The 24,128-nt window shown below is 38.0% G+C and carries 26 protein-coding genes and 1 other annotated feature; of the genes, 24 read left to right on the top strand and 2 right to left on the bottom strand.

Translation table 11 applies throughout. The features are described from left to right. Position 1 precedes the first annotated feature (1 nt). The 18 genes from JTI58_RS22200 (at position 2) to JTI58_RS22115 (ending at position 15,596) form a co-directional block, all read left to right on the top strand. Entirely contained in the window at positions 2-967 is a 966-nt protein-coding gene (locus JTI58_RS22200; protein ID WP_205443767.1) for an XkdQ/YqbQ family protein, read from the top strand. Then, positions 964-1,404 (top strand): DUF2577 domain-containing protein, encoded by a 441-nt coding sequence (locus JTI58_RS22195; RefSeq protein ID WP_205443766.1) that lies wholly within the window; start codon positions 964-966, stop codon positions 1,402-1,404. Before JTI58_RS22200 ends, JTI58_RS22195 begins: the two co-directional genes overlap by 4 nt. After that, complete coding sequence (locus tag JTI58_RS22190) at positions 1,398-1,814, top strand: DUF2634 domain-containing protein (protein ID WP_205443765.1); 417 nt, start codon at positions 1,398-1,400, stop codon at positions 1,812-1,814. The genes JTI58_RS22195 and JTI58_RS22190 overlap by 7 nt, the downstream gene beginning before the upstream one ends. Further along, positions 1,807-2,898, top strand: coding sequence for a baseplate J/gp47 family protein (locus JTI58_RS22185; protein ID WP_205443763.1), 1,092 nt, complete (start codon positions 1,807-1,809; stop codon positions 2,896-2,898). The genes JTI58_RS22190 and JTI58_RS22185 overlap by 8 nt, the downstream gene beginning before the upstream one ends. After that, positions 2,895-3,551: a putative phage tail protein gene (locus JTI58_RS22180; RefSeq protein ID WP_205443761.1), complete on the top strand. Its 657-nt coding sequence runs from the start codon at positions 2,895-2,897 to the stop codon at positions 3,549-3,551. Before JTI58_RS22185 ends, JTI58_RS22180 begins: the two co-directional genes overlap by 4 nt. Then, positions 3,548-3,856 (top strand): hypothetical protein, encoded by a 309-nt coding sequence (locus JTI58_RS22175; protein ID WP_205443759.1) that lies wholly within the window; start codon positions 3,548-3,550, stop codon positions 3,854-3,856. The genes JTI58_RS22180 and JTI58_RS22175 overlap by 4 nt, the downstream gene beginning before the upstream one ends. Then, positions 3,849-4,454, top strand: coding sequence for a hypothetical protein (locus JTI58_RS22170; protein ID WP_205443758.1), 606 nt, complete (start codon positions 3,849-3,851; stop codon positions 4,452-4,454). The genes JTI58_RS22175 and JTI58_RS22170 overlap by 8 nt, the downstream gene beginning before the upstream one ends. A gap of 1 nt (position 4,455) precedes the next feature. Then, positions 4,456-6,267, top strand: a complete 1,812-nt coding sequence (locus tag JTI58_RS22165; protein WP_205443756.1) for a DNRLRE domain-containing protein — start codon at positions 4,456-4,458, stop codon at positions 6,265-6,267. After that, positions 6,268-6,519: a hypothetical protein gene (locus JTI58_RS22160; protein ID WP_205443754.1), complete on the top strand. Its 252-nt coding sequence runs from the start codon at positions 6,268-6,270 to the stop codon at positions 6,517-6,519. It begins immediately after the preceding gene. Continuing rightward, positions 6,512-6,655 carry a hypothetical protein gene (locus JTI58_RS22155; RefSeq protein WP_205443753.1) on the top strand — a complete coding sequence of 48 codons (144 nt, stop codon included), beginning with the start codon at positions 6,512-6,514 and terminating at the stop codon, positions 6,653-6,655. The genes JTI58_RS22160 and JTI58_RS22155 overlap by 8 nt, the downstream gene beginning before the upstream one ends. Before the next feature lie 254 nt (positions 6,656-6,909). Beyond that, a complete protein-coding gene (locus JTI58_RS22150; protein WP_205443752.1) occupies positions 6,910-7,317 on the top strand; it encodes a hypothetical protein in 408 nt (135 codons plus the stop codon). A gap of 438 nt (positions 7,318-7,755) precedes the next feature. Further along, positions 7,756-8,046 (top strand): hypothetical protein, encoded by a 291-nt coding sequence (locus JTI58_RS22145; protein ID WP_205443751.1) that lies wholly within the window; start codon positions 7,756-7,758, stop codon positions 8,044-8,046. A gap of 144 nt (positions 8,047-8,190) precedes the next feature. Beyond that, positions 8,191-8,463 (top strand): hypothetical protein, encoded by a 273-nt coding sequence (locus tag JTI58_RS22140; protein WP_016994216.1) that lies wholly within the window; start codon positions 8,191-8,193, stop codon positions 8,461-8,463. 15 nt (positions 8,464-8,478) lie between these two features. Continuing rightward, positions 8,479-8,739: a phage holin gene (locus JTI58_RS22135; RefSeq protein ID WP_205443750.1), complete on the top strand. Its 261-nt coding sequence runs from the start codon at positions 8,479-8,481 to the stop codon at positions 8,737-8,739. Next, the gene (locus JTI58_RS22130) at positions 8,736-9,455 is read left to right on the top strand and encodes a peptidoglycan recognition protein family protein (RefSeq protein ID WP_205443749.1); all 720 of its coding nucleotides are present in this window, start codon (positions 8,736-8,738) and stop codon (positions 9,453-9,455) included. Before JTI58_RS22135 ends, JTI58_RS22130 begins: the two co-directional genes overlap by 4 nt. 860 nt (positions 9,456-10,315) lie before the next feature. Further along, a complete protein-coding gene (locus tag JTI58_RS22125; protein WP_205443748.1) occupies positions 10,316-10,537 on the top strand; it encodes a hypothetical protein in 222 nt (73 codons plus the stop codon). Positions 10,538-11,184: 647 nt separating this feature from the next. Further along, positions 11,185-13,890, top strand: a complete 2,706-nt coding sequence (acnA, locus tag JTI58_RS22120) for an aconitate hydratase AcnA (protein WP_205443747.1) — start codon at positions 11,185-11,187, stop codon at positions 13,888-13,890. A 215-nt stretch (positions 13,891-14,105) separates the two neighbouring features. Continuing rightward, a complete protein-coding gene (locus tag JTI58_RS22115; RefSeq protein WP_205443746.1) occupies positions 14,106-15,596 on the top strand; it encodes an S-layer homology domain-containing protein in 1,491 nt (496 codons plus the stop codon). 54 nt (positions 15,597-15,650) lie between these two features. On the opposite strand, the gene JTI58_RS22110 is transcribed toward JTI58_RS22115, so the two are convergent. After that, positions 15,651-16,235: a DJ-1/PfpI family protein gene (locus JTI58_RS22110; protein WP_205443745.1), complete on the bottom strand. Its 585-nt coding sequence runs from the start codon at positions 16,233-16,235 to the stop codon at positions 15,651-15,653. A gap of 141 nt (positions 16,236-16,376) precedes the next feature. On the opposite strand from JTI58_RS22110, the gene JTI58_RS22105 reads away from it, so the two are divergent. From JTI58_RS22105 to ileS, 6 genes are all read left to right on the top strand, one after another. Beyond that, positions 16,377-16,820, top strand: coding sequence for an Lrp/AsnC family transcriptional regulator (locus tag JTI58_RS22105; RefSeq protein ID WP_016994226.1), 444 nt, complete (start codon positions 16,377-16,379; stop codon positions 16,818-16,820). A gap of 61 nt (positions 16,821-16,881) precedes the next feature. Continuing rightward, positions 16,882-17,400, top strand: coding sequence for a sigma-70 family RNA polymerase sigma factor (locus JTI58_RS22100; RefSeq protein WP_205443744.1), 519 nt, complete (start codon positions 16,882-16,884; stop codon positions 17,398-17,400). Further along, positions 17,393-18,355 (top strand): DUF3221 domain-containing protein, encoded by a 963-nt coding sequence (locus JTI58_RS22095; RefSeq protein ID WP_205443742.1) that lies wholly within the window; start codon positions 17,393-17,395, stop codon positions 18,353-18,355. The genes JTI58_RS22100 and JTI58_RS22095 overlap by 8 nt, the downstream gene beginning before the upstream one ends. A 102-nt stretch (positions 18,356-18,457) precedes the next feature. After that, complete coding sequence (locus tag JTI58_RS22090) at positions 18,458-19,099, top strand: hypothetical protein (protein WP_205443740.1); 642 nt, start codon at positions 18,458-18,460, stop codon at positions 19,097-19,099. Between the two features lie 19 nt (positions 19,100-19,118). Continuing rightward, positions 19,119-19,961 carry a DUF2785 domain-containing protein gene (locus tag JTI58_RS22085; RefSeq protein ID WP_205443739.1) on the top strand — a complete coding sequence of 281 codons (843 nt, stop codon included), beginning with the start codon at positions 19,119-19,121 and terminating at the stop codon, positions 19,959-19,961. A gap of 59 nt (positions 19,962-20,020) precedes the next feature. Then, positions 20,021-20,259 (top strand) — a binding site (T-box leader). Between the two features lie 61 nt (positions 20,260-20,320). Then, positions 20,321-23,413, top strand: coding sequence for an isoleucine--tRNA ligase (gene ileS / locus JTI58_RS22080; protein ID WP_205443737.1), 3,093 nt, complete (start codon positions 20,321-20,323; stop codon positions 23,411-23,413). 42 nt (positions 23,414-23,455) lie between these two features. Here ileS and JTI58_RS22075 read toward each other — a convergent pair whose 3' ends face one another. After that, a complete protein-coding gene (locus JTI58_RS22075) occupies positions 23,456-24,058 on the bottom strand; it encodes a LysE/ArgO family amino acid transporter (RefSeq protein ID WP_205443736.1) in 603 nt (200 codons plus the stop codon). Positions 24,059-24,128 lie beyond the last annotated feature (70 nt).

Raw genomic sequence — 24,128 nt, 5'->3', positions numbered from 1 at the left:
GGTGACAGGTATAGAAGTATTAATCGACAATCGTGATGGAAAGATATATGAAATTCCTGTCACGTCAATTAGTTGGAAAACAGAAAAAACAGGAAAAGCTTCTGAACTGAATGTTAATCTGTTAAATCCGAAGCCACTCGAAAATAAAATTATATCTGGTGCGATTGTAAGGGTGACTGATGAGAAGCACAAAATTTTCTATGGTTATTCATTTAAAGCTGGATTGGGGAAAAGCAGCGAATTTAAGATTACTGCTTATGACCAACTGAGGTATTTAATGTTCAATGACACGTTTGTCATGAAATCAATGCAGTCCGAGGCTGCTATAGCTCAAATATGCAGCCAAGCAAAATTAAAATTAAGTGTATCTACGAAGACAGGCTATAAAGCACCAGCAATGATAGAGGAAGATAAAAAAGCCTTAGATGTCATTATGAAATATATTGATTCGGCTATTGTAGCAACCAACCAAAGTTTTGTTTTCATGGACGATTTTGGCTCGCTTGGGCTTCATAATATTAAAGATTTAGTTATCCCACCTACTGATTTTTATATAGGTGAAGAAAGTCTTTTGTATGATTATGATTATGCCATCTCTATAGATGATAGTTACAATCGCATTAAGCTCGTTTTAGATGATAAAAAGGCATCAAAGAGACGGGTATTTATAGCGCAGGATAGTAACAATATCGCTAAATGGGGACAATTACAGTATTACGAAAAAGTAGATGAAAATATGACGAAAGCGCAAGTTGAGAGTCTGTTAGATGCATTACTAGCTGTACACAATAAAGAAAAAAAGAAACTATCTTTGAAATGTTTAGGTGACTGGCGTGTACGAGCAGGCAAAATGGTGTTTATCTTCATCGAAAAGCTAGGGTTAAAACAATTGTTTTTGGTGGATACTTGCACCCATGATTGGACACCTAAAGTCCATATAATGTCATTAGAATTAAAGGTGATATGATGAGTTTACTAGATTTAATCAAAACAACGGCCATGGCTGCCTTCCAAGCATCCAATCCAGTCAATATCGTTGTAGGTGAAGTAATTGAATCGAAGCCACTTAAAATAGAAGTCCATTCCAAGCTCATCTTAACGGATGAGTTTTTGCTTGTGGCTGAGCATTTGACAAGGCATGAACGTATAGTTTCAATTGCTTATGAATATGCACAAAATTTTTCTAGTGGCCGTATGGGAGATGCTTTGAAACAAGCAAGTTCTTCACGAAAAAATATAAGGGAATCTGAACCTAATCCTTATGAAAAATATGACATGAAATACGCAAAATTTATTTTTGAAGATGGGCTTAAAATAGGTGATAAAGTTGTGTTGCATAGGGTGCAGGGAGGGCAAAAATATTTTGTTTCAGACAGATATAAGGAAGGTGATAGCGTATGGTAGTCCCAACAGAAGCAATAACAATTACACCAGAAATTGAGGTAATCGATGCCGTTGAATTACCGACTCGAACATACCACTTGGATTTCAAAAAAGGGTGTTGTACAGGATTTATTGATGGTCAGAAAGCAATGGAGCAAGCGATTTTTAAAGCTCTAAATACGATCCGCTTCGAACATCTTATCTATACAAATAACTACGGTTTTCAGAATATGGTTGGTTATGATGAATTGTATGTACGAGGGGACTTAGCTAGGCGTATTCATGATGCAGTCCTACAAGATGAGCGTATTACATCATTGGAAAATTTCAGCCTTGAATTTATTTCTAAAGAAGATGTTTTAGTGACTTTTACTGCTCGCACTATTTACGGGGATGTAAGTCTCTTGAAGGAGGCGATAAGGATTGCTTGATTACTTAGAAGCACAATCTTTTGATAGTATCTTAACAGCATTGCTTGAACGGGTTCCAGATGACGTTGATAAGCGAGAGGGTAGTGTCATATACGATGCACTTGCTCCATCAGCGTTGAAACTTGCTGAGACTTATTGGGATATGGCTGTGCTCTATCGTCGCACTTTTGCTGCTACGGCAGACGGTGATGATCTTGAAAAGCGTGTAAATGAGCATGGAGTTGAGCGAAAAAAAGCAGGTAAGGCTATTCGTCGTGCTTTGTTTACAGATGGTGATGGACAACCACTTGATGTGTCAATAAGTAGCCAATATCGTTTAGATGAAATTGTATATACGATAATTGAACGGATAGAAGCGGGTGATTTTAAAGCAGAAGCTCAAACAGCTGGATCCGTTGGAAATAAAGATTATGGTGAAATGCTCCCTTTAGAGGCAAACAATCAGTTAGGGAAAGCGATTTTAGCAGATGTCCTTGTGCCTGGTGAAGATGATGAAACAGACGAATCCCTTTATCAAAAGTTTCTAGACCATATTCGTGAGAAAGCTTTTGGAGGGAATCGTGCTGATTATAAGAAAAAGTTAAGGGCCATTCAAGGTGTAGGTGGTGTTCGTTTACGACGTGCGCCATTTGGAGGAGGAACAGTAAAAGCTATTATTATTGATTCTGATTTTAATGTACCGACACCAGAGTTTGTATCCTATGTTCAAGAGATTATAGATCCAATCGAGTTCAAAGGTGAGGGTTACGGCATGGCACCTATTGGCCATGGGGTCACGGTTGAAGGTGTAGGAAAAAACGATATTGTTGTTGAAAGTGAACTCATTCTTAATGGGGTAACAATTGGGCAAATTGAGGCACAAATAAATGAAAATTTAAAAGAATATTTTGCAGAACTACGTGCAATTTGGTATAAGGATTTAGATATAAATGTGCGGATTACGCATATTGAAGCGAGACTTTTGGAAATCGAAGGAGTAGAGGATATTGCTTCAACCACGTTAAATGGGTTTGATAAGAACATTAATTTGATTGAAGATATCCCTGTTCTCTCACAAGTAATACTGAGGGAAGTGAGTACATGACCAATCCCTTTTTAGAGGAATTACCGCCTTACTATAGAAATATTAGAGAGTTTCGCGAGATGTCCAACACAGTTACAGTAAGCTGGGACCAACTTGACGAAGCTCTTTTTGATGTGGAAAATGATCAGTTTATTTTAACATCAAGCGAAACTGCTGTTGCAATGAGAGAAAAAGATTTCGGGATTCGTGCAGATCTAAAAAGTGAAACATTGAAGTTTCGCAAGCTAAGGTTACTTGCCCGTATGCAAGATAAAGCGCCCTATGTACTTGAACACTTAATTAAGGTACTTACTAATTTATTGGGTGAAAATAAACATCAAATTTTACTAGACATTGATCATTTCGAGATGGAAGTAGCCATTGATGTGGAGCAAACCATTTACTATGAAGAGTTAATAAATATAATTGAGCGCATTGTGCCTTTGAATATTGACTTAATGGCGACAATACTTGCTATTAAGGATTCTTTAGTAATGATTGCTGGAACATATGCTTGGAATTTTAACAATAATCGTATATGTGGACGATTTAAAACAGCTTCAAAGTCAGCAATCATAGGCAAAGAAAATGTAAGCGTACGAGATGGATCGTATGCTTTTTTACTTCGCGCACGGACTTGTGGGCGATTTAGAGCAGGAGGTGGAATAGTGTGAGCGAAATACAGCCTTTATTAATACAACTTACAGAAGCATTTTTAAGTAATTTGGTCGTTGGGGCAAAGGTAACAATTGATGGGGTAGTTTATGATAAACCTATTTCACATACTAGTGATCGTTATGGATTGAGAAAATATGTGAAATTAACAACCGAAAAAGGTCTTATTACTCGAGTAGTTTTAGTAGATTCGATGGGCCGAGAGCTATATGTGAAAAATATGAACTACCAAAAAGGAGCGCAGGGCTATACCATTGCATTCCCTCTCACGCTTGAAGCAAAGGAAGTGAAAGTAAGTGGCTGAATTTATGACAGGAGAAATCCCTTTAAATTTTAAAACAAATCCATATAAACGGGTGAAATGGGAGGATGATTTAACGGACCCCAACACTGGTGAAGTGCTAGAAGAGGGTACAATTTTTTGGGCTGAATATGGAAACAATCTTGAGTGGGGCCTGTATAATGCGTACCGTTTTTTGATAGAACACGCTCGTCAAATGCAACGTTTACAAGTTCAACTTGAGTTAGATGGACGTGTTCCTGGAAATAGCGGCACCTTTTCAGACACGCTTGATGGCAGCTCAAATAAAATCAACTTAGATAAAGCCTTAACGGATATTATTGAAGCTGTTATAGCTGGCACAACTACCTTAAAAGTGGCGAGTGTTGATGGTTTTACACCATTCACACAAGCCACTATTTTTGATGATACAAATACTGAAGATGTATTAATTACAGCAATTGATGCAAGTGCAAAGACTATCACTGTACAAGCCTTACAAAATCCGTATAAAAAGGGTGCTAAAGTAACTCGTAGTAATGTGGTAATCGATACCATAAATGCTGAAATGGGTGTTGGAGATTGGCAGACTTATGATGTTCAGTTAGTGGAGGTGGTGTAATATGGCTTGGACTAAAGTTAAATCTATGTATGTAAAAACTGTTGATAACAGTTCTGACAACCAAGTTATAGGTGTTAGTGGTAATGATGTCAATAATGCATTTGTAAGACAGTATCGTGCAGGTGGTGGTGGATCAGATATTAAATTTGATTTAGACTTCCAAAATTTTAATTACAAAATAATTAACGAAGAATATGGAAGTAGTGCAAATGAAATTAAATATCAGATAAATTATCAAGGCACAACCATGAATCTTAAACCAGGTGATGAATTAGTAATCGAACCAGGTAAATCCTACGGAACGTTCATGGCCGTAAGGTTAAACTGGAATACTGCTTTAAATCTATATGCTATGCCCAAAAATGCTACCAAAATTACATTGAATCCAATTTACGATTCGTACACACTGACCAATTCTCAATCATTAATAACTAATGAAAGTAAAACACGGACCTTAGTTGGCTATAGTACGGCTACAGAATATTTTCGTTCACTCTTTAAATTTAATGTAGCGAGTATTGATAAAAGTAAGATACAAAGTGCTAAATTAATTTTAAATATATACGAAATGGGTTCTGTCGATTTTCTAAAAGTTTATGCATCGCGAGTGACTGGAACAAATAATACCAATCTGCCTATCTATGAAGAGGATTTTATTGCAAGTAGTCAAACATTTGAGGCTACGGTGCAATCAGCGATAGCAGAATTTGATGTAACGGATGCAGTAAAAAAGGGGTTAATAAGTAATGGGTTTATAATAAAACGAAACAATGAAGGTGGCGGTGGTTCATGGTTTATTCATTCAAATGAAGTAGCTAACGTAAATTTGCGTCCAATACTAGAAATAAAATTTAATAGTGCTCCTACAATTACATTAAACACGGCAAATAACACAACATTATACGAAAACGACATACTCAATTTATCTGGCACAACAAACGATACTGATCCTAACCAGTCAGTTACAGCTTATTATCAAATTGATGATAATCCCAAACGGGTATTAGCGACAAATTTAAGCCAGATGCAAATCCCACTGTCAAAGCAACTGATATTTAAAGGTGGCAGGCTGTTTGATGGAGATGTGCCAATAACTGATGTTTTAGCCGATGGCGTCCCACATACACTAAAATTTTGGGCAATAGATAGTGAGGGTGGACAATCTGATATGGTTGAACGTACATTTTACGTTGTACCTAACCGAGCACCACTTTTAACCATAGATACAATTGTGCTAAACGGAATAATTAATACTGATAAATTTACAATAAATGGTGCATCAGGCGATCCAGATGCTAATGCTAATGTAAAAGTGTCTTATAGAATCAATGCAGGCAATGCGGTAGATATCTATGAAGGCCCAGGCGGGGCATGGGAGTTTGAATTGTTATTAGCTCAATTAAAAGTTGGAGAAAATACGATTGTGGTTGAGGTAGTAGATAATTATGGAGCAAAGACTAGCAAGACGATAAAACTTAATAAAAACACTGTAAACACGCCTATTTTGCAATCCGTAGCCCGATATAAAATTGAGCCACCAAAAGGATCAGCAAAGGGTGTTTTATTATTTATTGAGCGTGACGCAGATTTGGCAGTAAAAGTCGAGTTGTCAATGACTTTGACAGGAGAACAGGAGCAATACATCACCCTCACACCAGTTAATACTGAACCAACAAATAGTGGCACTGTAGAAGATACTTTCGAACACACAGTTTCAGAAGAGAAGCAAAACATTATTCTAAAAATCACACCATCACGTACAGATTTATCGTTCAATCATAAAATTCATCTTATTTCAGGGGCGGTGGACTAAATGCCATTTGAGTACAAAGTACGTAATCCAGACGGAACTATGGGTGCAATGAAAAAATTCGGGATTGAAGAAACAGCAGAGGAAAAGGCTGCTCGTTTAGAGCAAGAAAATAAATTGTTACTTGGTAGCATGATGGAAATGTCATCTTATATGGCAATGCAAGAAAAACGTCTAGAAGTGCAAGAGAATGCAATAATGGAGCTCTCCACATTACTTGCTACGTCACTACCAGGAGGTGAAAGTGATGTTTAATGAAAACAGCGGCTTAGTCGGAATTTGGTGCAATTTTGTAAAAGCGAATCCTGACAAGCGTGAGCAAGTACCTAATTTATCTAATTTACGTGATGTTGTTTATAAGAAGCTAGACAAAGGAGAAACGCAAGCATAGCTTAGCGTTATTTTTATTGTCTAAATGAATGGGTACGTTAAGATTTCTTTACCTTGTCGTGATTCTATTGATTAACTTTATATTTGTAATTATGATGACGATAGGGGAAATAAGTTTTGAAGATCTACTGCTGACGGATCGCCGTATGCGATGAAAGTCGCCTGTACGGTGAAGGCTCGTTATAAAACCAATAGGTATAAGACGAGAATAGCGGACCGGTATTTGTAAATAAAGTTGATTGGACATCAAACGAAGTGAACTTCACTGTTATAGGAAACAAAAAAACACTCACAGAGGCAATAGGACCTAATCAAGCAATATATAGAACTTATGGAAATACAGCAACTCGATATATGTCAACAGAGGTTTTTAAAGAAACTCCTATTGGTGGGGCAGATTATATTGTCTATGTAGAGTTTAATGGAGCTGAAACAGGTTTTGATGGAGTACTCAATTTTACAGGACCTAATGAGGGTGTTACTGTAACAGTTAAGAATGAACATACACTTACATTTGATGTGAATGTTGACAGCGATTTATCAATTTTTGCACAGGATAATTTCGTTGTTGTAGTTCAAAGTGTTTCAAATCCAAACGAAAAATATTATATCAACTTAAATGTAGATACTACACGTAATAACCGAGTATTTATTAATGAGTAATTTTAAGGCCTCACCTTTTGGTGAGGTTTCTTTTTGCTTTTCACTTTCGTGGTGAGCAGTGTTATTTTTTATGTATTTTTTTGCTATGAGAGCAATCGAGATGGGCAACGAAACATATTACTGAATTTCTATTCGCCTTATGGCTTTTTATTTACACAAAAATTGGCGAAGGATAGGTGATAGTAAAATGAAAGAAGTACTATTAACAAAGTCAATCGGTGGTGAAGTGAATAATGAGAGGGTACGTTAAGATTTCTTTACCTTGTCGTGATTCTATTGATTAACTTTATATTTGTAATTATGATGACGATAGGGGAAATAAGTTTTGAAGATCTCTTGCTGACGGATCGCCGTATGCGATGAAAGTCGCCTGTACGGTGAAGGCTCGTTATAAAACACTGATGTGTATAAGGCGAGAATAGCGAACAAGAATCATTAGTGGTGATAGGCGAAACTAATGATGCAAATGGTTTTTCTGTAGTGTTTTCAGAACCTGTTAAAGCTCAAGTGTTAGGTTGGCAAGGAGTACTCATACCTAATGAAAGCCGCCCAGATCCAACTCTAATTTACAATAGCTTTAATTTTGCAGCATTAGAAATCCAACCGGGTTTGGAAGTAGTCAATATCACTTTTGGTATTAGAAAGAGTAATGATGAAGAAAGTGTGTATAAAGCAATTTATAACGCTGTTTCAGAAACGTGGAGTTTAAATAAAATTACTCTTAATTAGTTTTATTAGAACCTCGCCTTTAGGCGGGGTTTTTTCATGAAGCCTTTCCACAATCATTAGTGGAGGGTTGTTTATATACAACAAGATCTAAGTGATGCACTGTACCGAGCAGTGCTATTTTTATTTGTGAGGCAGGTGGCCAAGATGGGCGAAGAATGGTATTCGAATAAAGAATTGTTCGAACAAATAAATGCATTACGTGGAGAAATGCAAGAAACTCGTAATTTGATTAAACAGTACAATGGATTGCGTGAAGAGTACCAAGGATTAAAACTTGAGGTTGATCAAGTGAAAGAATTGATGGTGCAAATTGAAGCTGTATCCATAGGTAAAAACAAGGTACTTGAAGCCATTCAGAACTGGGGTGGCTGGGCAGTGGCAGTCATTGCACTTGTACTAAATTTCATGAAACTATAAATGGAGGAATTACACATGAAAATTAACTGGAAAGTACGCTTTAAAAATAAAACGTTTTTATTATCTCTATGGGCGCTTATTATCGTCCTAGCACAACAAATTGCTTCAATATGGGGCGCAGACATTACAATTGTTAGTGCGCAGGTAACGAACGTAGTCGAGACAGTACTGACTATTCTCGCGTTAATCGGAATCGTACACGATCCAACAACACCAGGTATAAACGATAGTGAAAGAGCTTTAAAATATGACAAGCCAACGGGTGGTGCAAAATGACTTATCAAATTGAAAAACGCTTAATGTCTGGATTACCAAACACACGATTAGAAGCTGTTAAGTATGTAATTGCTCATGAGTCAGGAAATCCAAAAAATTGCGGTCCTGATGCATTAGAAAATGAAATTGCGTATATGATCCGAAATAAAGCTAATGCATTTACGTCTCACTGGGTAGGCGGTGGTGGACGAATCGTGCAAATTGCGCCAGTTAATCGTGTGCAATACGGTTGTGGTCCTAAGGGGAATCCACTCAGCTATGCACAAGTTGAGTTGGCTCGTACCGATGATAAAGAACAATTTAAAAAGGATTATGCTGCTTATATTTGGCTGTTACGTGAACTAGCTATAGAGGCTGGAATACCTGTTGTACTTGATGGCAGTGGTAATGGTATCAAGTCACATCGATGGATTACAGAAAATCTTAAAGGAACAACGCATATAGATCCTTATGATTATTTAGCAAGCATGGGGATTACAGAGAAACAATTCAAGTTGGATATTCTGAATGGCTTGGACAAACCACAGCATATAGTTAAGGAGGATGATGACACAATGAAATTCACAAACGATACAACTAAAGCTGCTGTACGTGACTACATTAAACAAGCAGTTGATAAAAAGAAAATCGATAAGTCATGGCTTGATAAATTCGACCAAGGTACGATGACAAGTGGCGATTTTGAAGGTTTGAAAATTATTATTTCTCAACGATAATATGGTATAGATTTTTTAACAATAGGAAAGAAAATCATGCCCGATAGTATTGTCTTATCGGGCAATGTTTTTTAATGGGTAAAAAGAAATGTTAATCCAATAGTAATTACAATAGCTCCAGCCCAGTATAACTTTAATCGTGAGTCATAGTATCTGTTCTTTCTAAATCTAATGAAATTGTTACATAGGAAAATTAACCCTAATGCAGATACCAATATAAAGATTGAAGCTAAGACTGATAATTTAAGAAATCCTAGCATATTTTTCACCTCCTTTCAAATGAAAAAGCACCTGAGGATAAAGCCATCATAAAGATGACTTATCCCCAGGTGCTTCCTGTGTCAAAGTAAAATTAAATTAATTTACCTAAAATTACTGTACTGTATTTGGTATATTATGTCTACCATCTTAGCACTAAACTCAAATTATTTTGAGCCTGGGCATTGTAGTGATTAATTATTCCATAACATTGCGTCAATAATAACTCAAATAATGATTAGAACTACTATACCCCAAACGAATTTTTCAGCTGCGCGAATGTTTTCTTCGTTTGTGACTTTGTTTTGGACTTCCTTTCGTACTCGCTCTGACACGTCTCTCATTTTTCTCGTTGAAGTATCTTCAAAAATTGTATTACAATATTCACATTTCACAAACATCTCTATTTACTTTCTTAAAAGGATTACTGGCTAAACAATTAGGACAATTATTCATTTGTATTCACCTCTATATACCTATCTACTATTTACCATTTTGGGAAAATCAGGATGTTTTGTACATAGAAATAAATGTTGATATTCGAATTAATGGTAGGGTATTTAAACTTATATGTAGAAATATTTGTAAAAGGGGTGAAGATTATGAGCTATGAAGTAATAGTACCAGTACGCTTTTTATTCAAACGTGAGCCCGATAATGTACCAATAATAGGTTTATCAAGCTTACATTTAACACACCGTGAACATGAAGCACTAACAGATGATGTTGCTCTAAACCTTTTAAGAGCACAGGGTTACAACGTAATCAGAATGATCCAAAGAGATGAAAATATTATAAGTATTAATTTCAAAGAAAGATTTTAAGGCTGTCAAATATGATAGCAAAATAAACACCAACAAAGAAAAAAGAGCCCAAACACATGGATCGTGATGAATTTAATTTGGAAGAAATTGCGAATGCATTACTGAATCAATGTAGAGAAAGCAAACAAAAATCTTTAGCATCTACAAACGAGATGAGCCACTATAAGGTACAATAATAAAAATGTATTAATATAGTAGAGTGTTGTTTGTGTATAAATAAAATAAAAATCCCACAGATTGTGGCAAAGAAATAATACTAACTTTAAGGGAATTTATATCGTTCTTTCCTTATAAAATAGTACCTGCCAAACCTTCTTTATCTACATTTTTACGAACTGGGGCACCATTTTAAAAAAAGTTACAGGTGCCCCAGCGAGTGCCCCAAAAAGTACCCCAGTTAAATACATTTAGATACACTTCGTTAGACAGGTATAGAAACCTTCATTAATACAAAACCTTGATATTATGCACATCAAAAAATTAAAAACATCAGGATAGAAACCAAGGTCATAAGTTATGCTTATCAAAAAAGATAATATTAATGTAATTTACTTATGAATATAAATGCGCTATCATGGGTATTGGAGAAAAGATGCTACACATTTTTAAAGCCTTTTCAAAAAGATATATATTAGGGGGATCCGCAAATGGCACAAGGTAATTTACACAACAGCCGTGCATCATTCGAAGTGAATGGTAAAACTTACAATTACTATGATTTAGCTGCGATTGAAAAAGCTGGCGTTGCAAAAGTTTCAAACCTTCCTTATTCAATTAAAGTATTATTAGAATCTGTTTTACGTCAATATGATGCGTATGTAATTAAAGAAGAACACGTAAACGAATTAGCAAAATGGGGTAACGGTGCTGACCCAGAAGCAGAAGTACCATTCAAACCTTCTCGCGTTGTATTACAAGACTTTACTGGTGTACCAGTAGTTGTTGACCTTGCATCTCTTCGTTCTGCAATGAAGGAAATGGGCGGCGACCCAAGCAAAATCAACCCTGCTATTCCAGTTGACCTTGTAATTGACCACTCAGTACAAGTTGACAAATACGGTAATGCATCTGCATTACAAGCAAACATGGACCTAGAATTCGAACGTAACGCTGAGCGTTATAACTTCTTAAAATGGGCTCAAACTGCTTACAATAACTTCCGTGCTGTACCACCAGCAACAGGTATCGTTCACCAAGTAAACTTAGAGTACTTAGCTCCAGTTGTACACGTTAACGAAAATGCTGATGGCACATTCGAAACATTCCCAGATTCAGTAGTAGGTACTGACTCTCATACAACAATGATCAACGGTATCGGCGTTCTTGGATGGGGCGTAGGTGGTATCGAAGCTGAAGCAGGTATGCTTGGTCAGCCTTCATACTTCCCAATTCCAGAAGTTATTGGTGTTAAATTAGTTGGCGATCTTCCAAACGGAACAACTGCTACTGACTTAGCATTAAAAGTAACACAAGTATTACGTCAACGTGGCGTAGTTGGTAAATTCGTTGAGTTCTTCGGACCTGGCGTATCTAAATTACCACTAGCTGACCGTGCGACAATTTCTAACATGGCTCCTGAATATGGTGCTACATGTGGTTACTTCGCAATTGACGAAGAATCATTAAACTACATGCGTTTAACTGGTCGTGACGAAGAGCACATCGCGGTTGTAGAAGCTTACTTAAAAGCGAACCACATGTTCTTCAATCCAACATTAGAGCCAGTTTACACTGATGTTTTAGAAGTAAACTTAGCTGAAATCGAACCAAACCTTTCTGGTCCAAAACGTCCACAAGACTTAATTCCACTATCTCAAATGCGTTCTCGTTACAAAGAAGCAGTAGTGGCACCACAAGGTACACAAGGTTTCGGTTTAACAGAAGATGAATTCGCAAAAACTTCTGTAGCGAAATTCGCTGAAGGCGATGTAGAAATTCCAACAGGTGCTGTTGCAATTGCTGCCATCACTTCTTGTACAAACACATCTAACCCATACGTATTGATTGCTGCGGGCTTAGTGGCGAAAAAAGCTGTAGAAAAAGGTCTTACAGTGCCGAAATGGGTAAAAACTTCTTTAGCACCAGGTTCTAAAGTTGTAACTGGTTACCTTGAAGATTCAGGTTTACAAACGTACCTTGACCAAATCGGTTTCAACACTGTAGGTTACGGTTGTACAACATGTATTGGTAACTCAGGTCCATTATTACCTGAAATCGAAGATGCAATTAAAGAAAATGACTTATTCGTAACTTCAGTTCTTTCTGGTAACCGTAACTTTGAAGGTCGTGTACACCCACTTGTAAAAGCTAACTACTTAGCTTCTCCACCACTTGTTGTTGCTTATGCACTTGCTGGTACAGTGGATATCGATCTACAAAAAGATTCATTCGGTAAAGACAAAGATGGTAACGAAGTATTCTTCGCTGATATCTGGCCTTCAACTGAAGAAGTTAACGCAGTATTAGGTACTGTTGTTAACCGTGAGTTATTCCAAAAAGAATACGAAACTGTATTCACAGCGAACGAAAAATGGAATGCAATTGAAACATCAACTGAGTCTCTTTACACATTTGATGACAAATCAACTTACATCCAAAACCCACCATTCTTCCAAGGTCTTGCAAAAGAGCCAGAAGCTATTAAAGGCTTAGACGGCTTACGCATTATGGCGAAGTTTGGTGACTCAATCACAACTGACCATATTTCTCCAGCTGGTGCAATCGGTAAAGATACACCTGCAGGTAAATATTTAATTGAAAACGGTGTTGCAATCCGTGACTTCAACTCTTACGGTTCTCGTCGTGGTAACCACGAAGTAATGATGCGTGGTACATTTGCAAACATCCGTATCCGTAACCAAGTGGCTCCTGGTACAGAGGGTGGATTTACTACTTACTGGCCAACAGGCGAAGTAGAGTACATCTATGACGCATGTATGAAATACCAAGAGCAAGGTACTGGCTTAGTCGTACTTGCTGGTAACGACTACGGTATGGGTTCTTCTCGTGACTGGGCTGCGAAAGGTACATTCCTACTTGGCGTGAAAACTGTAATCGCACAATCTTACGAGCGTATCCACCGTTCTAACCTAGTAATGATGGGTGTTCTTCCACTTCAATTTATGCCAGGTGAATCTGCTGATACATTAGGCTTAACTGGTAAAGAAGAAATCTCTGTAAACATTACTGACAACGTGAAACCACGTGAAATCTTAACAGTAACTGCTAAATCTGAAGACGGTACAGTTAAAACTTTCCAAGCTTTAGCTCGTTTCGACTCAGAAGTAGAAGTAGACTACTACCGTCACGGTGGTATCCTACAAATGGTTCTACGCGCAAAAGCTGCTGAGTAATCATCACCATAAAAACCGATCTCTTAGGAGGTCGGTTTTTTTATTTCTTGAGAAAGTGATGGATAGAAGTGGCCAAAATATGGATAAATCGAACCAAATGACGGATATAATGGATAATTATAATTTAATTTCCAACTAACCTAGCATTTTCCCCTTCCATTCGATAAAATTAATAGGTAAGCATTAAAATTTACATAAACGGGGGACGATTAATTATGACAAAGAAAAAACATAAGCTTTATACAGTGGCAACAGCGGCAATGGCGATTACAGCTGTTGCGGTAGTACCTGTTTCGGCTGCAAGTCCATTTTCAGATGTGAGCAAAGATTATGCGCATTTTAACAGTATTTCCACATTACATGCAAAAGATATTATTAATGGTTTTCCAGATGGTACATTTAAGCCTTCACAGGACGTAACACGTGGACAGGCGGCGAAGATGATAGCAAGGGCTTTCCAACTAACAACAACGGATATGACTGTAGAGAATCCAAATTTCAAGGATGTCGATTCATCTAGCCCATTCTATAAAGCGATCGTTACATTAGTTAATCTTGGGGTTGTACAAGGCTACGAGGATGATACATTCCGTCCAGATGACACGATTACTCGTGGTCAAATGGCGATAATGGTAGCAGAGGCTGCAGGTTTAACAGCAGAAGGCAAAAGTCCATTTACAGATGTACAACAAAATAGTCCATTCGCAGATGCAGTAACAGCCCTGTATGAGGCAGGTATTGCGAAGGGTGTTTCTGCCACAGAATTTGGTGTAGATAAAAATGTTACACGTGGTCAGTTAGCGACATTTATTGTAAACGCATTAGGCTTAGCTGAGGTTACAAAGCCTACAACGGAAGAAAAAGAGGAAAAACCTACAGAGGAGCAGGTAACGGAAGAACAACCTACGACAACAAAGGATAGTGCTTTGTTAGAGGAAGTGTTTACGAAAACATTAGCTAAGCAAAAAGAGCTAAAAAGCATGAAGGCTACCATGACAATCTCTCAGTCAGTGGAGGCAAACGATGGTAAGGAAACCATGAAAATGGATTCTAAAGGCAACATGAAGATGGAAATTGTGACAGAGCCGATGCAATTCTTTGCGGATGGTACAATGTCATTAACAGATCCAACAAGTGGTGAAGCGATCAATTTGCCGATTAAAATGTATATGACAGCTAAAGATGGTATGTATATGTATGAGGCAGAACAAAAGGCTTGGGTAAAGTTCCCGAAACAATTATTTGAAGATGTACTGAGCCAAACAGGGATGCAGCCAGATGCAACAGAACAATTGGAGATGCTACAAGCATTTGCTGAAGATTTCACATTAGTTGAAACAGCAAACCGTTATGAATTAACTCTAAAGGGCGCTGGCGATAAATTCACAGAACTAGTGAAGCAACAGCTTGGCGCAATGGATTTAGGAATGGATGCTGATTTAGAGGCACAATTAGGCAATATTTCCTTTGATGGTCTCACATATAAATTATTGATTAATAAAGAAACATTCGATGTAGAAGAAATTGCTATGGATATGACATTAAAGATGCAAGTAGAAGGCAATTCGATCAAAACAAGACAGCAAACAACGATCAAATATCATGATTTCAATGCGGTAACAACGATTACGATTCCAAAAGATGTGCTAGACAACGCAAAGGAAATGGATTTTAGCGCATCAGAAACAGCACCAGTAAGCAAATAATACAAAAAGTAGGTTTATGCCAAGTATATTGGCGTAAACCTACTTTTTTATGCTTTAGTGGAAACCCATTAATTCTTTTACTTTCGCTGTGTTTGTAGCAGACGTCAGTGTTTCTAGTAAACGAAAGGCAACATCAAAAGCTGTTCCTGGATTGGAGGAGGTGATAATATGATCTGTTTGCACAATGCGCTCGTTGACAATAGTTGCGCCATAGCCTTTTAGCTGTGCTAAACGTTTACTTGTTGGATGATTATAGGTAGTTGCTTGACGTTGCTGAAGAATCCCACTATGTCCTAAAATAAGGGAAGCTACACAGATTGTTGCAATCGGTTTTTTGTGCTCATCAAAGTGGCGAACGACTGCCTGAAATTCCTTGCTAAAGGCATCCTCATAAAATCCCGCTTCCTCAAAGCCACCTGGAATCGCTAAGGTATCAAATTCCTCTAAATTAATTTCATGGAGCAATTTCTCAGGAGTGACTTTAAAATTCCATGTGCATTGTAGCTGTTCATGCAAGCCGACTGTAACCACCTCTGTCGTCCCATCACCTTCCCATTTATTCCAGCCTAGCACATCAGTAAAGACGCTTGCTTCCACCGCTTCAAAGCCATTTGCTAATAGTAATAATATTTTTTTCATGTTTGTTTTGCCTCCTTTATTGCTTTTATTGTAAACAAAAGGGATAAAAGATTACATACGCTGTATAATGGATTTTAGGTAAAAAACTTTATTTGAAAAGGTATTATGTCCTAAATGATTGATTTAGAAAGGTGATGGACCATGGATCATATTGATACACAAATTTTACAGCAGTTACAGCAAAATGCCAAAATCTCGATGAAGGAATTAGCCACTACCGTTCATTTATCCTCTCCTGCCGTTATTGAAAGAGTCAAAAAGCTGGAGGAGCAAGGTGTGATTGAAGGCTATCATGCAAAGGTAAATTTGAAAAAGATGGAACGTACGATTGAAGCCATTATTTTATTTAAATCCATTGACTGTAAAAGTCTTTCTTCCTTTTGTAATGCCCATCCTGATGTTTTGGCATGCTATCGGGTGGCAGGGGAGATTAGTTATATTGTTCAACTAGCGACCTATTCAGTAGAAACATTAGAACAATTTATTGATGCGGCTATGCCCTATGGCACGCCTTCTACTAATATCGTGCTATCTTCAACGGAAAAACAGGTGATTACACCATTTGCTGACAATGATTTGGGGTAAATGATAAAAAAAGCAAACCTCGAAGCCGTAAGCACCGTTTATAGGGTAGAGAGGAGGAAGAATGTTGCCAATTCATGAACTGGAAAGAATAATGGAACAGCATACAGAGAGGCTTATTCGTCTTGCCTTTTATTATGTTAGAGATTTACAAAGCGCTGAAGATATCGTACAAGATGTCTTTATTAAATTCTATGATAATCAGCAAAACTATGAGGAACGTGGTGAGCTAAAGGCTTATTTATCGAAATTAGTTAGTAATCGAAGTAAAGATTATTTACGCAGCTGGACCTATCGGAAAATTCAAGTTCAACAGAAGATTTTTCCGAAGCAAACCGTCACGAGAAGAGATATGCTTGTACAGCAAGATGAACGTACTTTGATTGAAAATGCGATTCTAGCTCTCCCATTCAAGCAGCGTGAGGTCATTATACATTTTTATTTTGAAGAAATGCCTGTTGTGGACATTGCAGAGCTGTTAACTATTCCTGAAAGCACAGTCAAAACAAGGCTACGTCGTGGGCGAGAGTTATTAAAGCTACAGTTACAGCATGTTGAATGGGAGGTGCTCCTGCATGAGTAAAGTGGATGTTCGCGTATTAAGGGATTTATCAGAAAGCAAAAAGCGTGTGATGACAAATGTGGTCCAGCATTTACAACAACGCCATGAAAAAAAATCTGCTAAACGTTGGCCATATGGCGTTTTGGCTATGATTTTAAGTATCTGCATAGGGCTGTTTATATACCAGCAATACAATGATCCACAACAGCAAGCATCTAAGATTCCCAAAGTATTAGATGAGCGGATTATAGAGCTATATTTACAAAAGGATGCTTATATGAATGGAAAATATCGTCTCTATAAGGCAAGTTTTGATAGTTTTTTATATCTTGAATCGACTTTTGCTTATGCGCAATCAAGGAAGTTAATCCCCTCACAGGAGCAAGTAGATAAAGAGCTAGAGCTGATTATGGAGGGATTTAGCAATGAAACTCAGCCAACAATGGATGAACGATTACAAATGCTACAAATCACAAAAGAAGAGTTTTCTGCTAAATATGCAATGCCAATCGCTTATAAAATGGCCACAGTTAACTTATTATGGGAGGCAAGCAAAGCCGATTATAAGGATGTAAGTTATCCAATTCGTACATGGCTTGTTGAGCAAGAAGCCATGAATTATTTAGAGCAACATTATCTTCAAGACATTGCCTCCTTACGAGAAAAATATAAAATCCCAGAAAAGGACAGCCAAATGAAGCTCATCAGAAGTGGAACGGTCTTAGCAATTAAGGAACATGAGTTTTTAGTTGTCTCAGGTGTCCTGGAAAGCGAGATTGGTCAAAAATCTGTAGATGAATTAGTGCAAAAACATAGCAATGGTACATGGTTCCCTCTAGTGGATGTCCCGAAAACACTATCAGTTGGCGATCGAGTAGAAGTACAGTATAGACAGGCGATTGGGAACGATGACACTCAGCCGTTCATTGATTATAAAGATATCGTCGAGATGAAAATAGTAAAGGAATATCAATAAAAAGAAGCTAGACATTCAATGATTATAGAATGTCTAGCCTTTTCTTTAAAGTTGGATTCATATACAATAGTTGTAATATTTTTCTAAAATAGAGGTGTTGAATTGTTATTTGCTATATTAGATAATGCGACAGCTTTTTTCCTAAGCTTACCTCTTCTACTGATTTATTTAAAAAGTATGTCACAGGAAGAGTCCTCTTGGCGTTGGTCGATGCCTTTATGGTTGTTGAATTACTTTGGTATTCGTTATTTTGTATCGGATGGTGCGCTTTTTTGGGTTGTCCTCTTTTGGCAGTTACTATTTTTATGGCCAATTAGTCTAGCAATCTATCTCCATTTATACAACAAGGAAAAGAAGTGGGCATGTTATATAGGCTTAAAGAAAAAGCATGTTGTGATTGTGGCAACATTGATGGTGTTATTTGGGAGCTCACTCGTTTATTCACTTTATCAGGCAAATCAGCAAGTGATTGCGATTCATCAGCAGGTAATGCTAGAGCTTGAGGACAGTTCAGATCGACAGCTTTATTTGATACACAATACGATTGCTCCTTCGACACTTCTAGATGTTGCTGATGACATAGCTGAAGTTCGCAGTGGTCAGGTATACGCGGCAACCTTTCCTTGGCGTAGTAAGGTGATTGTACACCAAGATAATTGGCAAAAGGAATTTACATATGTCCGTTTTAATGAGGGATGGAAGCTAGATGGGATATACCGAAAAAGTGAGTATCAAAATAAATAAGCAAAGGGGAGTCAAACAGTTGATACAAGATGTACTGAAGGAAGAAGAATTAAAGGATCGATTAATAGCATTGAAAAAGGGACAAACAACAATGGAGCTAGAGAATCAAGAGCAGCTTGTGCATTCCATGCTAGCACACATCGGTTCTATTGATAGTGAGCTACGGGATACCTATATTTATAGCAGCTTTTATGAATGGATTTTAGAAAAAAACTTGCTGGATCATCGTTGCTTAACGGAGCTGTGGGATTACAGCTTAAACCATTTATTAGTTAAGGGAATTGGAGAAAAGGAATCGGATTGGGTCTTTACTCGCTCCTTTACATCATTATTAGTAGCGCTTATTTTAGCAAGGGATCTACAAGATAATTTTTTATCCAAGGCTAATATAGAGGACTGTCAAACGAAGGTACTAACCTATGTATTATCTGAAAAGGATGTAAGAGGCTATGTGCCTGGCAAGGGATGGGCGCATAGTGTGGCACATGTTTCAGATGCTATCGATGAACTCGTGAAAAATCCTAAATCGATGAAAACAGCCTATGTCGATATGCTACATGCACTATGGTCCATCTATTTACAACCAGATTACGTCTTTATCCATAATGAAGATGAAAGGCTATTAGTGCCAATATTCGCGATGCTGGAGCAGGGACTGAATCAAAATGAAGTCATCCAACTAGTGCAGCAAATGCCATTCACTATAGCCGTATTAAAGGAACAGCTGAGTGAAGAACAATACAGAATAGTACTATTCAATAGTAAAACTTTGCTAAAGAGCCTTTTGATTCAAACCATTCATCAGCCACGGTATGCTGTTCTCCATCAAAGCATTGCCACTTGTCTCAACGAAAATTTTTAAGATTGTCCACTGTTGACAGACAATTGGTAATTTGCTAAGATGAAGGACAATAAAAGCATACAAATTCGTTGATGAGAAAGAGTAGTGTTTCATTTTGTTCTACAGAGAGCCGACATTTGGTGGAAGTCGGTGTGCAGGTGTTACATGAAAATCCTCTCTGAGAAGATTAGCTGAATCGAGTAAGCTAATCCGGGTGTCTACCGTTAAAAAGAACACGTATGATTGTACGTTGCTGAGTGCTATTGGCCATCGTGTCAATAGAATTAGGGTGGTATTCGCGGTTAACCCCGTCCCTTTTCCTTGGGACGGGGTTTTTTGTATGCCTTTTATACAAATTTGCTTGTATAGGAGGAGCTAATATGCAGAAAGAACAAAAGAAAGAAACAACGGTTGAACGAGAAACAAGGATTCATGCATTGTGGGCGCAAGAAGGGACCTTCACTAAATCCGTTAGCAATCGTGCTGGACAGCAGCCCTTTGTGTTTTATGAGGGACCACCAACAGCGAATGGTTTACCACATGTTGGCCATGCATTTGGTAGAACCATAAAAGATGTCGTGGCACGTTATAAAACGATGCAAGGCTATTTGGTTGAACGAAAAGCAGGCTGGGATACACATGGTTTGCCTGTGGAATTAGGGGTAGAAAAGACATTAGGCATATCTGGAAAGCAGGAGATTGAAAACTACGGGGTAGAGCGCTTTATTCAGGCATGTAAAAAGAGCGTTTTTACCTATGAGCAAAAATGGCGTACCTTTACAGAGCAGCTTGGCTACTGGCTCGATATGGATGATCCTTACCTAACATTAAGTAATGACTATATCGAATCTGTATGGCATATTTTAAGCCATGTTCACAAGGAAAAACTTTTATACAAAGGGCATCGCGTTTCACCTTATTGCCCTAGCTGTCAAACATCCTTAAGCTCTCATGAGGTGGCACAGGGCTATAAGGATGTCAAGGATTTATCCGTTACTGCAATGTTTAAGCTTGAGGATCGAGACGAATATTTCTTAGGCTGGACAACGACACCTTGGACGTTACCAGCCAATGTAGCTTTGGCTATGAATCCTGCTCTTCGATATGTACGTGTAAGGCATGCAAATAACATATATATCCTCGCCAAATCGTTAGTATCAAAGGTTTTTTCAGAGCCTGTGGAAATATTAAGTGAGCATGACGGGCAGGATTTTGCGGGTGTTTCCTATTTACCGCCATTTTCCTATATAACCGTCGATAAAGGTCATGTTGTTGTCATGGCGGATTATGTGACAGAGCATAATGGAACAGGGATCGTACACATAGCGCCGGCTTATGGAGAAGACGATTATAAAACGGTCCAACAAAATGATTTGTCCTTTGTCAATGTAGTCGATCTTAAAGGCTGTTATACAGAAACTGTACCTGAGCTTGTCGGAAGATTTGTGAAAGACTGTGATGTCGATATCATTAAGATGCTTGCAGCAAATGAGCTTTTATTTGCTAAAGAAAAATATGAGCACAGCTACCCGCATTGCTGGCGCTGTGATTCCCCATTGCTGTACTACGCAACAGATAGCTGGTTTATCAAAATGTCTGCATTAAAAGAGCAGCTTTTACAAAATAATCAACAGGTGACATGGTATCCTAGCCATATCAAGGATGGTCGCTTTGGCAACTTCTTAGAAAACTTAGTGGATTGGAATATTAGTCGTAATCGCTATTGGGGGACACCGCTCAATGTATGGATTTGTCAGGACTGCACTCATGAGGAGGCACCTAACAGTATTGCAGCACTAAAACAATTAGCCAAAGGGACTGTCGATGAGCAATTAGAGCTCCATAAACCATTTATTGATGACATTGTCTGTACCTGTCCTGTCTGTCGAGGCGACATGAAACGTACGCCTGAAGTTATCGATGTTTGGTTTGACAGTGGCTCGATGCCATTTGCCCAACAGCATTATCCTTTTGAGGATGGAGCGACTTTTCATCATCAGTTTCCAGCAGATGTTGTTATTGAGGGAATCGACCAAACGCGAGGCTTTTTCTATAGCTTATTAGCGGTTTCGACCTTATTTACAGGAAAACCACCTTATAAAAATGTGCTATCGTTAGGGCATGTACTGGATGAGCATGGACAGAAGATGTCCAAAAGTAAAGGCAATGCGTTAGAGCCTGTTGAGTTAATTGAGCAGTATGGAGCAGATGCTTTACGCTGGGCATTTTTAGTTGATAGCTCCCCATGGAATCCAAAGCGTTTTTCTAAGAAAATTGTCCTAGATGCGAAATCTAAACTAGTGGATACACTCGACAATACGTTTAAATTTTATGAAATGTATGCCCAAATCGATGGCTTTACGTATGATGCTACAAATACAGGTACACGCTCACAACTAGATCGTTGGATATTGTCTCGCTTACATCATACTATCCAGCTTGTCACAACATCCATGGATGATTATCAATTTACACAGGCTACACGGGAAATTGGTCAATTGGTAGAGGAGTTAAGCAATTGGTATATTCGTCGGTCACGCGCTAGATTTTGGGCAAATGGAATGACAGCAGATAAACGCGGTGCATTTAGCACACTTTATGAGGTGCTTACATCCATTTGTCAATTAGTAGCTCCGTTTACACCGTTTATAGCAGAGGATATCTACTGTCAATTATGTGGGAAAAGTGTTCATCTTGAGAAATATCCAACATTCAACGATCAACTAGTGGATATGAAGCTTGAACAAGAAATGGCAACGGTTTTAACAGTTGTGGAACTTGGACGTAGCATTCGTAATAGTCAGGGAATCAAGGTTAAACAGCCTTTAAGTGAGCTCATTGTTGCCATTGGAGGTGAACCGGCAGATTATCAAGTCTATTGCGAACTCATTCAGGATGAGTTAAACATCAAAGTTTGTAGATGGACATATGATTTTTCGGCTTATGAAAGCGTGTATTACAAGCTGAATTTTAAAACGGCTGGAGCGGCATTTGGTCCAAAGGTTAATCAAGTAAAAGAATATGTGTTGACATTAGCGGATGATGAGAAACAAAAGCTACAACAACAAGGAACAGTGGATATCATGATGGAAGGTCAACAGCTAACATTAGTAACAGAACATGTGATAGCTGAATCAATCGTGAAGGATCACTATATTTTAGCGGAGGATAGCACATGCCGTGTCTTGATGAATGTTCAACTCACAGAGAGCTTGCTACAAGAAGGGCAAATGCGAGAATTGATTCGTACAATACAAGATGCACGAAAAAAATGGCAGCTACCAGTGGAGCAATATGTAACGATTGCTTTTAATGGTAGTGCAGAGGTGCTTTCCATCATTCAACAGCATGAATCTTTATTACAAGCCAATGTATTAGTCAAAGCTATTCATTATGGCGAGGAATGGCCTCATGCGAAATCCATTGAGACGGCATTATTTAATGAAAAACTCACTTTGTTTGTCACTCTATAAAAGAAATGCTCAGGGGTTCCTCCTGAGCATTTTCTATGTATGCTACAATAAGCCACTTGCGAGGTAACATGCTGTTGCCCAAATAAAGATGGCAGAGCATTTATTAAAAATACGCATCAGCTTTCCAGAGCTATCGAGTTTTTTGAATGAGGCGCCTGTCAATGTCAGACCGAAAAACCATAGCCAAGAAATGAACACACAAGCAACAGTGAACATCATTTGCTCAGTACCATTATATTTTAATGCGCTTGTACCAATGACGCCGATTGTATCTAAAATAGCATGTGGATTGAGAAGTGACACCGAAAGTGCGAAGAGAATTTGTTTTTTTATGGGCAATGCTTCCCTATTTTCAGTGGTTGCTGGATTCGAACGCCAAATGGTATAGCCCATATAAAGTAAAAAAACGATACCAATAGTCATTAAAGTGATACGCAGCCACTCAAATTGTAGGACAATTAGTGATAGACCGAATACCGCAAGCAGAATGAGCATTGTATCACAGATCGCAGCTGTCACACTTGCTGGCAAAGCGCGTAATAAATTTGGTTGTGTAGCACCTTGCGAAAAAACAAAAACATTTTGAACGCCTAATGGCAATATGAGTCCGAATGCTAAAATGATACCATGCAGAAAAGCTTCCAACAATCATTCCTCCTTTCACTACTCATTTTAGATATGATATAACTAAAAGAAAACGACCAATTGGATGGTT

The organism is Lysinibacillus fusiformis (assembly GCF_016925635.1).
Lineage (GTDB): Bacteria > Bacillota > Bacilli > Bacillales_A > Planococcaceae > Lysinibacillus > Lysinibacillus fusiformis_F.
Note: the sequence above shows the minus strand (reverse complement) of the source record. Positions and strands in the feature narration are given on the sequence as shown.

Bases quoted from the DNA above. Each gene is read 5' to 3' on its own strand.
- JTI58_RS22195 (WP_205443766.1), top strand. From the start codon at position 964: ATGATGAGTTTACTAGATTTAATCAAAACAACGGCCATGGCTGCCTTC.
- JTI58_RS22190 (WP_205443765.1), top strand. From the start codon at position 1,398: ATGGTAGTCCCAACAGAAGCAATAACAATTACACCAGAAATTGAGGTA.
- JTI58_RS22180 (WP_205443761.1), top strand. From the start codon at position 2,895: ATGACCAATCCCTTTTTAGAGGAATTACCGCCTTACTATAGAAATATT.
- JTI58_RS22165 (WP_205443756.1), top strand. From the start codon at position 4,456: ATGGCTTGGACTAAAGTTAAATCTATGTATGTAAAAACTGTTGATAAC.
- JTI58_RS22160 (WP_205443754.1), top strand. From the start codon at position 6,268: ATGCCATTTGAGTACAAAGTACGTAATCCAGACGGAACTATGGGTGCA.
- JTI58_RS22155 (WP_205443753.1), top strand. From the start codon at position 6,512: ATGTTTAATGAAAACAGCGGCTTAGTCGGAATTTGGTGCAATTTTGTA.
- JTI58_RS22140 (WP_016994216.1), top strand. From the start codon at position 8,191: ATGGGCGAAGAATGGTATTCGAATAAAGAATTGTTCGAACAAATAAAT.
- JTI58_RS22135 (WP_205443750.1), top strand. From the start codon at position 8,479: ATGAAAATTAACTGGAAAGTACGCTTTAAAAATAAAACGTTTTTATTA.
- JTI58_RS22130 (WP_205443749.1), top strand. From the start codon at position 8,736: ATGACTTATCAAATTGAAAAACGCTTAATGTCTGGATTACCAAACACA.
- JTI58_RS22125 (WP_205443748.1), top strand. From the start codon at position 10,316: ATGAGCTATGAAGTAATAGTACCAGTACGCTTTTTATTCAAACGTGAG.
- acnA (WP_205443747.1), top strand. From the start codon at position 11,185: ATGGCACAAGGTAATTTACACAACAGCCGTGCATCATTCGAAGTGAAT.
- JTI58_RS22115 (WP_205443746.1), top strand. From the start codon at position 14,106: ATGACAAAGAAAAAACATAAGCTTTATACAGTGGCAACAGCGGCAATG.
- JTI58_RS22110 (WP_205443745.1), bottom strand. From the start codon at position 16,235: ATGAAAAAAATATTATTACTATTAGCAAATGGCTTTGAAGCGGTGGAA.
- JTI58_RS22105 (WP_016994226.1), top strand. From the start codon at position 16,377: ATGGATCATATTGATACACAAATTTTACAGCAGTTACAGCAAAATGCC.
- JTI58_RS22100 (WP_205443744.1), top strand. From the start codon at position 16,882: ATGTTGCCAATTCATGAACTGGAAAGAATAATGGAACAGCATACAGAG.
- JTI58_RS22095 (WP_205443742.1), top strand. From the start codon at position 17,393: ATGAGTAAAGTGGATGTTCGCGTATTAAGGGATTTATCAGAAAGCAAA.
- ileS (WP_205443737.1), top strand. From the start codon at position 20,321: ATGCAGAAAGAACAAAAGAAAGAAACAACGGTTGAACGAGAAACAAGG.